Annotated in this window: 8 protein-coding genes, 1 tRNA gene and 1 pseudogene; 2 read left to right on the top strand and 8 right to left on the bottom strand. The window is 74.9% G+C overall.

Features of this window, described 5'->3' with window-relative positions; genetic code table 11:
- The first annotated feature begins 35 nt into the window (after positions 1-35).
- Entirely contained in the window at positions 36-329 is a 294-nt protein-coding gene (locus OG286_RS26690) for a hypothetical protein (protein ID WP_396323204.1), read from the top strand.
- Positions 330-569: 240 nt separating this feature from the next.
- Here the strand turns inward: OG286_RS26690 and OG286_RS26685 are convergent, their stop codons facing one another.
- The 4 genes from OG286_RS26685 to OG286_RS26670 form a co-directional block, all read right to left on the bottom strand.
- Complete coding sequence (locus OG286_RS26685) at positions 570-2993, bottom strand: ComEC/Rec2 family competence protein (protein WP_396323203.1); 2424 nt, start codon at positions 2991-2993, stop codon at positions 570-572.
- A 319-nt stretch (positions 2994-3312) separates the two neighbouring features.
- Positions 3313-4329 carry a helix-hairpin-helix domain-containing protein gene (locus tag OG286_RS26680; protein WP_405365821.1) on the bottom strand — a complete coding sequence of 339 codons (1017 nt, stop codon included), beginning with the start codon at positions 4327-4329 and terminating at the stop codon, positions 3313-3315.
- Between the two features lie 176 nt (positions 4330-4505).
- On the bottom strand, positions 4506-5351 hold the full coding sequence (locus OG286_RS26675; protein WP_396323201.1) for a DegV family protein: 846 nt from the start codon (positions 5349-5351) through the stop codon (positions 4506-4508).
- A 203-nt stretch (positions 5352-5554) separates the two neighbouring features.
- Positions 5555-6343: a hypothetical protein gene (locus OG286_RS26670; RefSeq protein WP_405359816.1), complete on the bottom strand. Its 789-nt coding sequence runs from the start codon at positions 6341-6343 to the stop codon at positions 5555-5557.
- A gap of 395 nt (positions 6344-6738) precedes the next feature.
- Between OG286_RS26670 and OG286_RS26665 the strand changes: the two are divergent.
- Positions 6739-7029: pseudogene (locus tag OG286_RS26665) on the top strand (TetR-like C-terminal domain-containing protein); the annotation flags it as partial.
- A gap of 159 nt (positions 7030-7188) precedes the next feature.
- Here the strand turns inward: OG286_RS26665 and leuS are convergent.
- The 4 genes from leuS to OG286_RS26645 form a co-directional block, all read right to left on the bottom strand.
- Positions 7189-10083, bottom strand: a complete 2895-nt coding sequence (leuS, locus tag OG286_RS26660; RefSeq protein WP_396323199.1) for a leucine--tRNA ligase — start codon at positions 10081-10083, stop codon at positions 7189-7191.
- Between the two features lie 257 nt (positions 10084-10340).
- Positions 10341-11804 (bottom strand): hypothetical protein, encoded by a 1464-nt coding sequence (locus OG286_RS26655; RefSeq protein ID WP_405359818.1) that lies wholly within the window; start codon positions 11802-11804, stop codon positions 10341-10343.
- Between the two features lie 169 nt (positions 11805-11973).
- A tRNA-Ala gene (locus OG286_RS26650) sits at positions 11974-12046 on the bottom strand.
- 226 nt (positions 12047-12272) lie between these two features.
- Entirely contained in the window at positions 12273-13712 is a 1440-nt protein-coding gene (locus OG286_RS26645; protein ID WP_396323197.1) for an MFS transporter, read from the bottom strand.
- Positions 13713-13795: the final 83 nt, after the last annotated feature.

Here is a 13795-nt window from a genome sequence, read left to right as displayed (position 1 = left end):
CGCGGGCGCCGGGCGCGCGCCTGGAAAATGGACGGGTGACCGAACACTCCACCACCGACCAGCCGGGCGCCTTCGACCCGAACGCCCGGCAGCTCCTCGTCCTTCCCGACCGCGACGCCGCCGAGGAGGCCGCGGAGGAGCTCAGCGCCAACCACCCCGACCTCGGCGAGCTCGAAATCGTCCGGGACGCCCTGGCCGGCGAGGACGACGCCGAGGACGCCCAGTGGCTGGTTGTCGTGGAACCCCCCGAGAACGGCTGGACCCCCGCCCACCTGCGCGCGCTCGACGCCATCGCCGCCGAAGCCGACGGCTGGCGCGAGGAGAGCTGACCGTGCGCCCAGGTCGCCGGAGTGGGAAGTCGGCCTGTCCGACTTTCCCACTCCGTGCTGAGAGCCTTCCCGGTCCGCCTCAGGAGTGCCGGGCCAGGGCCCGAAGCGATGGCCTGGGAGCTCTTCTCACGCCGGCCCGGGCAGCGCCCGGGCCGGCGTGTCACCCTCGGGCCCCGCCCCACCCCCCACCCCCTCCCTCCCCACCCTGTGCCCTCCTCCCGGTGGGGAGAGCGGGGGCGGTCAGGCTGGCGGGCCGCGCGGCCCGCCAGCCGGGTGGAGGCCTCGGGAAGCGCGAAGCCCGTGCGCGGCATGGGCGTTGTGCGGGTGGACGGCCGCGGCGAGGTGGGCCGGGGTGTCACCCGTGACGGCGATGTCCCCGGCGCGATCCGTACGCAGCACCGTGGCACCGAGAGCACGCAGGTGATCGACCGTCCTGGCCGACGGGTGGCCGTACGGATTGCCCTCGCCGCAGGAGACCAACGCCAGCCGGGGGCGTAGCGCCGCGGCCAAGTCCCAGTCCTGATGCGCCGAACCGTGATGGGCCACCTTCAGGACGTCCACCGTGACCCCGCCTCCCAATCTGCCCAGCAGCGCCGACTGGGCCGGCGGTTCGAGATCGCCCAAGAGCGCCAGCCGCAACCCGCCCGCGAGGGTCACCAACAGCGCCACACTGGCGTTGTTGGCACCGGACGCATCCACCGGCAGCTCCGCTTCCGGCCAGACCACCTGCCAGGACAACCCCGGCCCGGCCGATCGCCGTTCACCGCGCCAGGCCCGCAACAGCGGGACCCCGGCAGCCGTCGCCCACCCGGACACCCGTGCCGCCTCGCCCGGCGGGTCGCTCACGTTCGTTCCCTCGATCGCCCCGACCGCACGCCCCCGCAGCACACCGGGCACACCCTCCACGTGGTCGGCATGAAAGTGCGTCAACAGCAGGAGCGGGACGCGGGTGATCCCGAGATCCCGGAGGCACCGGTCGGCCGCCTGCGGATCCGGACCGGCATCGACCACCACCGCACTGTCCGGAACCGAATCACCGTCCGTAGCCACCGGCAGCACCAGCATGTCGCCCTGCCCCACGTCGCACATGACCAGCCGCCACCCCGGGGGCGGCCAACCGGTCGCGAGCCGGGTGAGCAGGGGCGGGCGCAACAGCACGGCCAGCAGGACGAGGAGGAGCAGACCCGCGACCACCGGACGGATCCACCCGCCACGAAGGCGGCGGCCGGGTGCCCGGGAGCGCCGGGGCAGCAGGAGCGGCACCGTCCAGCACAGCGCCACGGTGGCCAGCGCGAGCGTCACCGTGCCGAGGAGGCCGCCCGGCCAGGAGAGCTGCCCGCCTGGCAGCTCGGCGCCGTACCGGGCCACCGCCGCCAGCCAGCCGGCCGGGAGGCCTGCCAGCTCTGCGAGCAGCCGGGCCGCTGCCGGGGAGAGCGGACCCAGTACGAGCGCCGCGAACCCGAGCAGCGTCGCCGGGGCCACGGCCAGCTCGGCCAGCAGGTTGCACGGGACGGCGACGAGGCTGATGTGCCCGGACAGCACCACCGTCGCGGGTGCGCAGAGCGCCTGCGCCGCGGCCGTCGCCCCGACGGCGCCCGCCAGGTGGTGCGGCCAGCCCCGTGCCCGCAGGGCCTGGGCCCAGTGCGGGCCGAGCGCCAGCAGCCCGGTGGTGGCGAGCACCGAGAGCAGGAAGCCGAAGGACCGCGCCAGGTAGGGGTCGATGAGCACCAGGAGCAGGACGGTGGCGGACAGGGCGGGCACCGCCTGGCGCGGACGGCCGGTGGCCAGCGCCAGCAGGCCGATGAGACCGGTACCGGCGGCCCGCAGAACGCTGGGCTCGGGCCGGCAGACGGTGACGAAGGCCAGCGTGACCGCCGTGCCCAGCAGCGCGGTGGTGCGCAGCGGGATCCCGAACAGGGCGGCCAGGCCTCGCCGTTCGGGAGTACCGGCCTGGCCGGGCGCCCCGATCAGGAGGCCGAGGACGATCGCGAGGTTGGCCCCGCTCACCGCGACCAGGTGTGCCATGTCGGTGGCCCGGAAGGCGTCCAGGAGGTCGCCAGGCAGCCGCGAGGTGTCTCCGACGACCAGCCCCGGGAGCAGCCCGCGCGCGTCCGGCGGGAGCCCGTCGGTCGCCGACTGCAGGCCCGCCCGCAGCCGGCCGGCGATCCGCTGCGACAGGCTGGGCGATGTGAGCTCTCGGGGCGGCCCGTGCGCGACCAGCAGCGCGGCCGACTCGTCGTCGTGGCCCTCCCCAGCGGGGCGGACGTCGGCCTCGGCGGCGACCCGGGCCGACGGAAGCAACCGCTGCCACTGCTCGATGTCCGGTCCGCGTGCCAGGACGGTCACCGGGGTTCGGGTCCTGGTCGCGCCGGCGCCCGGCCCCGGCTCGGGACCGGCCAGGACGGTGACCTGGTCCACCACGGCGTCCACGGTGAGGACGGCCTGCCCGGCGGCCGTCCCTCTGGTCCGGGAGGTGCGGGCCTTCGGGTCGCCGCTGATGGTCAGCTCCACGCCCACCTCGGGGGCGGGGCCGACGACGTGGGCCAGTGCCGGCAGCGGACCCCGGTGCAGGTCGGCAGTGTGCAGCAAGGTCGCGGCCGTGGCCGCCGCACCGGTGAGCAGCACCGCGGCCGCCGTCAGGCCTGCGCCTCGGCGCCGGCGCACGCCCGGGCGCATGAGCAGCACGACGGCGGCGAGCGCGGACGCAGCAGCCGCCGGGAGCAGCAGGGAGCGGTGGCCCGCGCCCGGACCGAGGACGGCCGCCGTGACGGACCACGCCGCGACGGCGGGCAGGAGGAGCCGAAGGTCGCTGACCGGCGGTGGAGTCGAGGACGGACGGGTGAGCGGCCGGACGGCGAGGGCCGTGGTGGCGGCGATGACGGTACCTCCCTTCGACTGGGTCGGTTGAGCGGGCCTTCAGCGGGGCCGGTTGGGCGGGTGGGGCGGCGACGGGCAGGGCGGGCGGGCCCGACAGGGCTGCCGGTCAGAGGGTGAGCATCGGCCTGATCTCCGCATAGGTGCGCTCGCCGATGCCGCTCACCTGCCGGAGCTGGTCGAGCGAGCGGAACGATCCGTGGGCCGCGCGGAACGCGATGATGCGCTGGGCGAGCGTCGGACCGACTCCGGGGAGCGTGTCGAGCTGTTCGAGGGTGGCGTGGTTCAGGCTGACCGGCTGTTTCGGCCCGGCCGGCGCAGGAGGCCCGGCACCCGCCCCCCCGGCCGGCGGGGCTGCGGACTCGCCGACGAGGATCTGCTCGCCGTCCGTCAGCACCCTTGCCAGGTTGAGGTTCTTGGTCTCCGTCTCGGGCAGCGGGCCGCCGGCCACGCGGAGGGCGTCGGCCACCCGGGAGCCGCCGGGGAGGGAGTGCACGCCGGGCGAGTGCACCCGGCCGCCGATGTCGACGACCACCACGGTGCTTGCGTCCGGACCGCCCGCACCGGGCGGAGCCGGGCCGGGGGTGGCTTCGGCCCGGCCCGGGACGCGAGCCCCCGGCTCCGCCGAGGCGACCGCCATCGCCGGCACGTCGACCGGTTGCGGCCTGGCCAGCCAGAAGTGCTGCACGCCGTAGCCGACGGCGAGCAGCAGCAGGACGGCCAGCCCCACCACGGCCCGCCGGTCGAGCATCACCGCCGGGCCCAACCGGAACGGCACACGGTCCGGCGCGTCGTCGTCCGGGCCGCCCTCGGCCACCGCGCCGGCGGCGACCGCGCCGCCCGCCACCTCACCGGCCGGCCCACCGGGCAGCACACCGAACGGCAGCTCGGAGGACGGCCCGGACGACGACGCGGCCGGCGAACCGGGCGGCTGCTCGGACAACGCCTCGATGGACGACTCTGCCGACCCACCGGCCGGCGGCCCGGTGGTCGTCGTCTCCTCGGCTCCGACCGGTCCCTCGGCCGCCGGCAACAGGGCCGCCATCCGCAGGCGGGCGGTCTCGGCCACCTCGCGGCGCTTGCGTGCGCTGATCTTCGTGCTCGTCAGGCTCGTCAGGCTCGTCATGCGGAGCACGGTAGGAGCGGCCGGACGGCCGCGTGAGAATTTCCGAAAGCCTGTGGACAACCCGGGGGCTGTGGATAAATCAGGTCACTCACACGAGGGAGGAGCGCCCTTCAGGGTTGACCACTCGCCGCCCGAAAACCGCTTCGGCTGGTCTCAGCTCGCCGTCCGAACCCACCTCAGCGCGGCGAGACCACCACGGCCAGCAGCCCCGGCCCGGCGTGCGCCCCAATCACCGCACCGACCTCGCCCACGTACAGCTCCCGCAGCCCGGGGACCCTCCCCCGCAGACGCTCCGCGAGCGGCTCGGCCCGGTCCTCGGCCGCCAGGTGGTGGACGGCGATGTCGACCTCCCGCTCCCCCGCCTGCTCGACCGCGATCTCCTCCAGCCGGGCGATCGCCCGGGAGGCCGTCCGCACCTTCTCCAGCGGCTCGATCCGCCCGCCGTCCAGGTGCAGCAGCGGCTTCACCGCCAGGGCCGACCCGAGCAGCGCCCGAGCCGCCCCGATCCGGCCGCCGCGGCGAAGGTACTCAAGGGTGTCCACATAGAAGAAACCACTGGTCAGCGCCGTACGCCGAGTGACGGCCGCGGCCACCTCGGCCGCCTCCCGCCCTGCCGCGATCGCCTCCGCCGCGGCCAGCACGCCGTACCCGAGGGCCATGCCGACCAACCGGCTGTCCACCACCTGCACCGGGACGGACGCCTCGGCGGCCGCCAGCCGCGCCGCCTCCACGGTGCCGGAGAGCTCGCCGGAGATGTGCACCGAGACGATTCCCTGCGCGCCCGCCTCGGCGGCCGCCCGGTAGGCGGCGGCGAAGGCCTCGGGGCTGGGCCGGGACGTCGTCACCCGCTGCCTGCCACGCAGCGCCTCCGCCACGTCCTTGGGGGAGATCTCCACGCCCTCGGCGAGGACCGTGTCACCGACCGCGACGCTCAGCGGGACCACGGAGATTCCGTACCGGTCGGCGGCTTCCTGCGGCAGATAGGCCGTGGAATCGGTGATGAGAGCGAGGGCGGCGGGCATGAGGCGGAGGTTACTCCGCGCCCGGCCCGGATGACAGCGCACCGACCAGGTCGAAGGCGCCCCCCGAGCAACGGACGCTGCCCCGGAGCCTCGCGCCCTCCCGGCCCTCCGACCCACACACGCCCAGGCCCGCCGCCCCCCGGGCCCACAACCGCTTGAGCCCGCCCAGGCCCGCCGCCCCCCGGCCCCGGCCCCACACCCGCTCAGCGGGCCGACGGGCCCGCCGACGGCTTCCGCAGCCGGTCCGCCAGCCGCGCCAGCGGGTCGGCCAGCCCCAGCAGCTCCTCGGCGCTCGGCCGCCCGCCCCTGCCGTCGGTCAGCCCGGCCCGCTGCACCTGCTCGCGGCCGGCGGCGGATCCCTGGGCAGGGCCCCCGTCCTCGCCGCCCCCGGCACCAGCCCCACCGGAACCCCCGACACCACCCGCCGAGCCACCGCCCGACGAGTCCCAGTGCCGCAGCGCCCCCGCCTCGCTCTCGCACTCCTGGCTGAGCCGGCTCAGCTCGTCGTCGGCGAAGCGGTGCATCCGGTCCTGGGCGGCCCAGCGCATGGTCTCGGCGGAGTGCGTGATCCGCTCGGCCCGCTCCCGCAGCTCGGGCAGCTTGGCTGCGATCCGCCCGGCGTCGGGCTCGCGCTCCAGGAGCCGCAGCTCTCCGTCCAGCTCCGCCGCGTGGGCGTCCAGCCGCCGCAGGAGGGCGAGCGACTCGCCGAGCTGGCCGTCCTGGGCGAGGCCGCTCTCCAGGACCTGGCGGGTGCCGTCGAGGGAGGTCCGCAGCGCGAGCCGGACGGCCGAGATCCGGCCCTGCGGGCCGGGCTTGGTGTACGTCTTCGCCTTGAGGGTGACGTTCTCGACCGCGCGCCGGGCGTTGGCCTCGTGCCGCTCGACCTTCTGGGCCACCGCCTTCGCCGCCTTCACGGTGCCGACCACGGCCAGCACCACCACCGTGAGCCCGAAGAGCAGGGCCAGGCCGAGCATCACGCCGAGCACGTCCATCACGAGCCACCTTCCGCCAGCCGAACCGGCCCCCACCGGACCCAACGCGGGCCGGCCCACCGAGGGTTCCACGGTAGCGGCCGGGCCGGGCCCGGGGGCAGGGCAATCGGGGCTCTGCGCCGGAGATCAGGGACAGATGGGGGATCTCCCCCAGATCCCGGCCCCCGATCCCCAACGCCCCGGCATCCCCGGCACCACCCTCACCTCAGCCCGCCTCGGCCCACCTCAGCCCCGGGGCCGCGCCGCGAGCAGCTCCCGCACCAGCCGCACCGCCTCCGGCACCTCCACGTGGTCGTCCGGCGTGGCCCCGAAGTGCGCGCCCTCCGCCGTCAGCACGCGGCAGCACCGCCGAGGACCGCACCGTCTTCGTCGCCGCCCTCCACTCGGTCACGGAGCACCCGCTCCGGGTGCGCGCGCTGCGCGGGCTGATGGCCGAGGCCCAGCTCGACCCGGCGTTCGAGGAGCCGTTCCGCGCCTGGGTGCAGAGCCGGCGGGCGGTGGCGCTGCGGATCCTCGCCCGCGGGGTCGACCGCGGCGAACTGCCCGCCACCGCCGACCTGGAGGCCGCCACCGGCGAGCTGTTCGGCCTGTTCTGGTACCGCCTGCTGGTCGGCCATGCCCCGCTGGACCCGGCCGGGGCGCCGGCCCACGTCGCCCGCCTCCTCGACGGGCTCGGGCACACCTGATCAGCCCCCGGCCCCACGGCTCCCACCGCGCCGACCGCCCCACGGCTGCCGGCCGGCACCCACCGCCCAGCAGCCCCACCCCAGCCCCAGCCCCACCCAGGAGCCCCCAAACGAACGGGCGGGCGCCCCGAAGGACGCCCGCCCACCCAGCAGCAACCGTCAGCCGGTGACGATGTTCACCAGCTTCGGCGCCCGCGCGATCACCTTGCGCACCGGCGCGTCCCCGATCGCCGCGACGACGGCCGGGTCGGCCAGGGCCAGCGCCTCCAGCTCGGCGTCGGAGATCGACGGCGCGACCTCCAGCCGGGCCTTGACCTTGCCCTTGATCTGCACGACGCAGGTCACCGCCTCGTCCACCACGTACGCCGGGTCGGCGACCGGGTAGTCGGTGTGCGCCAGCGACTCGCCGTGGCCCAGACGGCGCCACAGCTCCTCGGCGATGTGCGGGGCCAGCGGGGCGACGATCAGCACCACCTGGTCGGCCACCGAGCGCGGCGTGGAACCGCGCTTCACCAGGAAGTTGTTCAGCTCGATCGCCTTGGCCACGGCCGTGTTGAAGCGCAGCCCCGCCATGTCGCCGCGGATGCCGTCGATGGCCTTGTGCAGCGCGCGCAGCGTCGCCTCGTCCGGCTCCTCGTCGGTGACGACCAGCTCGCCCGTGGCCTCGGAGACGATGTTGCGCCACAGGCGCTGCAGGAAGCGGTACGAGCCGACGACCGCGCGGGTGTCCCAGGGGCGGGAGACGTCCAGCGGGCCCATCGACATCTCGTACAGGCGCAGCGTGTCGGCGCCGTACTCGTCGGCGATCTCGTCGGGGGCGACGGCGTTCTTCAGGGACTTGCCCATCTTGCCGGCCTCGCGCTTGACCGGCTCGCCCTGCCAGAAGTACGCGCCGTCGCGCTCCTCGACCTCGGCGGCGGGCACCGGGAAGCCGCGCTCGTCGCGGTAGACGTCCGCGGTGATCATGCCCTGGTTGAACAGCTTGTGGAACGGCTCGACCGAGGAGACGTGGCCCAGGTCGTGCAGCACCTTGTGCCAGAAGCGCGCGTACAGCAGGTGCAGTACCGCGTGCTCGGCACCGCCGACGTACAGGTCGACGCCGCCGGCCGGCTTCTGCTCGGTCGGGCCCAGCCAGTACTGCTCGTTGGCGGGGTCGACGACGCGCGAGCCGTTGGTCGGGTCGACGTAGCGCAGCTCGTACCAGCACGAACCGGCCCAGTTGGGCATGGTGTTGGTCTCGCGGCGGTAGGTCTTCGGTCCGTCGCCCAGGTCCAGCTCGACGGTGACCCAGGCCTCGTTGCGCGACAGCGGGGTCTTCGGCGAGGAGGTGGAGTCGTACGGGTCGTAGGTGTGCGGCGAGTAGTCGTCGACCTCGGGCACCTCGACGGGCAGCATCGACTCGGGCAGCGCGTGCATGACGCCGTCCTCGTCGTAGACGATCGGGAAGGGCTCGCCCCAGTACCGCTGACGGCTGAACAGCCAGTCGCGCAGGCGGTAGTTGACGGTGCCCTCGCCGATGCCGCGCTCGGCCAGCCAGGCGGTGACGGCGGCCTTGGCGTCGACCACGCTCAGGCCGTTCAGCGAGACACCGTCCGAAGTACCCTCGTCGTGCGCCGAGTTGACGATGACGGAGTCGTAGGTGTCGAACGCGTCGTCCCACTGCGCGGGGTCGTCGCCGCGGCCATCGGTCGGCCGGACGACGCAGCGCATCGGCAGCTCGAAGGCGCGGGCGAACGCGAAGTCGCGGTGGTCGTGGGCGGGGACGGCCATGATGGCGCCGGTGCCGTAGCCCATCAGCACGTAGTCGGCGATGAAGACCGGGACGGGTTCGCCGCTGACCGGGTTCACCGCGTACGCGCCGGTGAAGACGCCGGTCTTGACCTTGGCGTCGACCTGGCGCTCGACGTCGGACTTGGCGGCGGCCGCGGCACGGTAGGCGGCGACGGCCTCGGCGGGGGTGGCCGCACCGCCGGTCCACTCGTCGCGGGTGCCGGCGGGCCAGGCGGCCGGGACGATCGTGTCGACCAGGCCGTGCTCGGGGGCCAGCACCATGTAGGTGGCGCCGAACAGGGTGTCGGGGCGGGTGGTGAAGACGGTGATCTTCTCACCGTCCACGGCGAAGTCGACCCGGGCGCCCTCGGAGCGGCCGATCCAGTTGCGCTGCTGCAGCTTGATGGCCTCGGGCCAGTCCAGCAGGTCCAGGTCGTAGATCAGCCGGTCCGAGTAGGCGGTGATCCGCATCATCCACTGGCGCAGATTGGACTTGAACACCGGGAAGTTGCCGCGCTCGGACCGGCCGTCCGCGGTGACCTCCTCGTTGGCCAGCACGGTGCCCAGGCCGGGGCACCAGTTGACCGGCACCTCCTTTGAGTACGCCAGCCGGTACTCGCCCAGCAGTTCGTCACGCTCGGCGGCGGACAGCTCCGTCCAGCCGCGGCCGCCCGGCACCTCACGGGTGCCGGCCTCGAACTGCGCGATCAGCTCGGCGATCGGGCGGGCCTTGCCGGCCTCCTGGTCGTACCAGGAGTTGAAGATCTGCAGGAAGATCCACTGGGTCCAGCGGTAGTACTCCGGGTCGATCGTGGAGATCGAGCGGCGCGGGTCGTGGCCCAGGCCCAGCCGGCGCAGTTGCTGGCGCATGTTGGCGATGTTGGCCTCGGTGGAGACCCGCGGGTGCGTGCCGGTCTGCACCGCGTACTGCTCGGCGGGCAGGCCGAAGGCGTCGTAGCCCAGCGTGTGCAGCACGTTGTGGCCGGTCATCCGCTGGTACCGGGCGTAGACGTCGGTGGCGATGTAGCCCAGCGGGTGGCCGACGTGCAGACCCGCACCCGAGGGGTACGGGAACATGTCCATGATGAAGCTGTGCGGCTTCGCGGCGACGTCACCGGCGGCCGGGTCGGCCAGGTCGCCGGCCGGGTTGGGGGCGTGGAACGTCCCTTCCTTCTCCCAGATGTCCTGCCAGCGGGACTCGATCTCCGCCGCCAGGGTGGCGCTGTACCGGAACGGCTCGGTTGCGGCCTCGGCCGCGCCGGAAGCAGGGGTCGTCTCGCTCATGGTCCTTCAGGCTCCATCGATGTCAGTTGGCGAACCGCGGCCGGTGACCGGACGGGTGACCGGACGGGTGACCGGCCGCGGACGGCCGTGCCGGTGCGGCGCTTGCGGAAAAGGCGGTGGAAAACAAAAAAGCCCCTCGCAGGAGGGGATGCCACGCCGACTCCGGCAACCGCCCGTGAACGGGGCCGGTCCTGGTCAGCGCGGCCGGCTAAGGAGCAGGCGCACAGTTCGCATGGGCTCAGGGTACCGCAAGGGCATCAGGCCTCTCCCGGCAATCCCGCACGGGAGGCCACGTCGAAGTCGCGCAGCGCCCGGGCGACCCGCTCGGACTGCATGCCGGCGGCGAGCGCGCGGGCCCGGTCGGCGGTGGCGGCGGCCTCCCCGTGGCGGCCGGTGCGGCGCTGGGAGTCGGCCAGTCGGACCATCAACAGCGCCCGGGCCCGGGCCCGGCCGTCACCGAGGCCGGCCACCGCCTCGGCGAGCAGGGCCTGGGCGCGCCGGTGGTCGCCGAGGAAGAGGTGCCCCTCCCCCACCATGCCCGCGAGATCCGCCCGCACCTGCCCGTACCCGTCGGCCGCCATCGAGGCGGCCCCGGTGCCCTCGGCCGGACCCACGACCGCGCCCCTGTCCAAACCCCCCGCCCGCCCGTCCGGCCCAGCGAAGTCCTGCCCGTCCGGCCCAGCGAAGTCTTTCCCGCCCGGCCGTCCCGCGCCCACCCGCCCGTCCAGCTCCGCGAACGCGAGCTCGGCCGCCGCCCGCGCCTCCGCCGGCTCGCCCCGCCGCCCGTGCGCCCGGGCGATCCGGCCGAGTTGCAACGCCCGGTCGGCCGGGCCCAGCGCGTCCCCGGCCGCCTCCAGCGCCCCGGCGAGCGCGCCGACGGCGTCCAGCCCCCGCGCGTCCAGCCCGCGTCCGCCCGTGCTCTGGGTGGCCAGCACCACCAGGCAGCCGACCACGCCCACCCCGAGCCGGAGGTCCCCGCTGAGGTGCGCGGCCCGCAGCGCGGCGACGAACGCCCGCTGGGCGGCCGCCTCGTGCCCGAGGTCGTACGCGGCCCAGCCGGCCAGCCGGGCGAACCGGGCGGCCGTCCCGTACAGGGCGCGGCCGAGGCGCTCGTCGTACCCGCCGAGTTCCAGCAGTTTGGCGACCATGGCCAGCTCGGCCCGGGCCGGGCCGAGCACCAGCCCGCCGCCGCAGGCCCGCTCCAGCCGCTGCTTGCTCCGGTGGGAGAGCCCGAGGTCGCCCACCAGACCGGGGTCGATCCGCAGCGCGCCCTCACCGCCGCCGACCGGTGGCGGCGGGGTGGTCAGCCGCCGGGCGGCCTGGTCGAGGTCGGCGCCGCGGAAGAGGTCGGTGAGGCGGACCGGGCCGGCGTCGGTGGCCGCCTCACGCAGCGCGGTCTGGGCGGTGTCGGCGGTCCACGGGTCGGTGAGCAGGTGCGGCGAGAGGATCTTGGCGCCCCGGTTGCCGCCCATCCGGCCCCAGAGCTGTTCGTAGGTGACGGCGATGCCGAGGGCGCGGCCGAGCACCTCGCAGACGGTCTGGTCGTGCGGGCTGCGCGGGACCATGCCGCGGTCGCGCCACTTGTACGGGGCGGTGGAACTGATGGCCAGGCCGGGAGGCAGGGTGAGGTTCACCTCGCGGGCGAGCCGCTCCGGGTTCCAGCCCAGCTGGTGGAGTATCCGCGCCAACTCCTCGTTGCGCCTGCGCTCCAGATCGGCCATGGCACGACGGTAGCGGTCCCCCGGGGCCGGCTGCCGAGGCGTTCACGAAAACCGGCCGCCGCCGGAAGACCCGTGGACCCCGGCCCACGGCCGACCCACCGCAACCCCGGAGAACCATCGGGAACACCGAAGGCCGCCCCCCGAAACGGGAGGCGGCCTTCGATTCCTGTGGAGCTACGGGGAATTGAACCCCGGACCTCTTGCATGCCATGCAAGCGCTCTACCAACTGAGCTACAGCCCCTTGACCTGCGTTGTCACCGGAGGTTTTCTTCCGTTTCCCTCGGCGACATCGACTACTTTACACGGTCGAAGGGGTGCTCCACGAATCCATTGACCGGACGTACGTCCGGGAGGTTCCGCACCGCCCGGACGTACCGCTCGAAGGCCCGGCGGGCAGGTACGGGGCGCGTCCGCCGCCGGGCACGCGGGCAGGCCGGCCGGCGGATCCGCGGGCACCCCCGCACGCCCTACCCGGCCGACCGCCGGGTGCGGGCGGCGAAGACGGCCGCGGCCGCGACGGCCACCGCGATCACGCCGGTGGTCACCAGCAGCGCATGCCCCGAGTCGCGGGCCGGTGCCGGGAGGTCGGCCCCGCCGAGGAAGACCGAGCCGAGCACCGCCACCCCGACCACCTGGCCGAGCTGGATGACCGTCACCATCACGCCGCTGGCGTCCGCCGCGTCCGCCGGGGCGACGCCTCCCAGCGCCCGGGCGAACAGCGGCGCGTACGCGCAGCCCGCGACCAGCCCGAGCACGGTCATCTCCAGCAGCGCCACCGTGCCGATCTCCGCGCCGTCGCCGAGCAGGACGCCGAGCAGCAGGTAGCCGGGCGCGAGCAGGACGGTGGCGAGCACCGGCAGGACGCCGTGCAGCCGGGCGGGCAGCCGCTGCCAGCGCAGGCTGGACACCCCGAACCCGACCGCGACCGGCGCCGAGCAGAGCCCGGCCCGCAACGCGCTGTGGCCGAGCCCGGCCTGCTGGTGGAGGGCGAAGGCGAACAGGAAGCCCGCGAAGGCCGCCATGATCACGAACAGGCCGCCGGCCGCCGGGCGCAGCCCGGGTGCCCGCAGGACCCGGCCGGAGATCAGCGGCTGGCCGCCGCGCCGGGCGATCCGCCGCTCGACCACCACGAACAGGGCGAACAGGGCGGCGCTGCCGGCGAGCATCACCCAGCCCCAGACCGGCCAGCCCAGTTCGTGGCCGAGCACCAGCGGCACCACCAGCAGCCCGAGGGCCGCGCCGAGCACCACCAGGCCGGGGAGGTCGAAGCCGCGGTCGCGGTCGCCCGGCATGCTCGGCAGCAGCCGGGCTCCGACCGCCAGCAGGGCCAGCCCGATCGGCACGTTGACCAGGAACACCGGGCGCCAGCCCGTGCCGAACAGGTCGGCGCTGACCAGCACCCCGCCGAGCACCTGGCCGAGCGCCATGCCCACGGCCAGGACCGCCGAGTAGAGGCCGAGCACCCGGGTGCGGGCGGCGCCGGTGAAGGTCCGCTGGAGCAGGCTCATCACCTGGGGCACCATCAGGGCCGAGCCGGCGCCCTGGAGCAGGCGGAAGCCGATCAGCCACCCGGTGGCCGGGGCGAGGCCGCAGGCGAGCGAGGCGGCGGTGAAGGCGGCCAGGCCGAGCTGGAACAGCCGGCTGTAGCCGTAGCGGGCGCCGAGCCGGGCGCCGGTGATGAGCAGCACGGCGTACGCGATGGTGTAGCCGGCGATGACCAGTTGGAGCGCGGCGCCGGAGGCGTGCAGGTCGGTGCGGATGGTCGGGACGGCGACGTTGACGATGGAAACGTCGAGGACGGCCATGAACTGGCCGCAGAGGACGAGGGCGAGGAGCATCCCGGGCCGGGTGGCCGGGCCGGGGGTGGTGCCGCCGGCCACGCGGGGCCGGATCTGAAGGTCCGTCATGACTCCAGCATGGGGCCCGGCGGGTACTGGTGGTTAGAGCCTGCTGATCCTGGTACTGGCAGCACCTGTCTGCGCGGCGCGGT

The sequence above is a fragment of the Kitasatospora sp. NBC_00039 genome (assembly GCF_045160625.1).
In the GTDB taxonomy this organism is placed as follows: Bacteria; Actinomycetota; Actinomycetes; order Streptomycetales; family Streptomycetaceae; genus Kitasatospora.
Note: the sequence above shows the minus strand (reverse complement) of the source record. Positions and strands in the feature narration are given on the sequence as shown.

Coding starts and splice junctions, on each gene's coding strand:
- OG286_RS26680 (WP_405365821.1), bottom strand. CDS start 4,329: ATGACGAGCCTGACGAGCCTGACGAGCACGAAGATCAGCGCACGCAAG.
- OG286_RS26670 (WP_405359816.1), bottom strand. CDS start 6,343: ATGGACGTGCTCGGCGTGATGCTCGGCCTGGCCCTGCTCTTCGGGCTC.
- leuS (WP_396323199.1), bottom strand. CDS start 10,083: ATGAGCGAGACGACCCCTGCTTCCGGCGCGGCCGAGGCCGCAACCGAG.
- OG286_RS26655 (WP_405359818.1), bottom strand. CDS start 11,804: ATGGCCGATCTGGAGCGCAGGCGCAACGAGGAGTTGGCGCGGATACTC.
- OG286_RS26675 (WP_396323201.1), bottom strand. CDS start 5,351: ATGCCCGCCGCCCTCGCTCTCATCACCGATTCCACGGCCTATCTGCCG.
- OG286_RS26645 (WP_396323197.1), bottom strand. CDS start 13,712: ATGACGGACCTTCAGATCCGGCCCCGCGTGGCCGGCGGCACCACCCCC.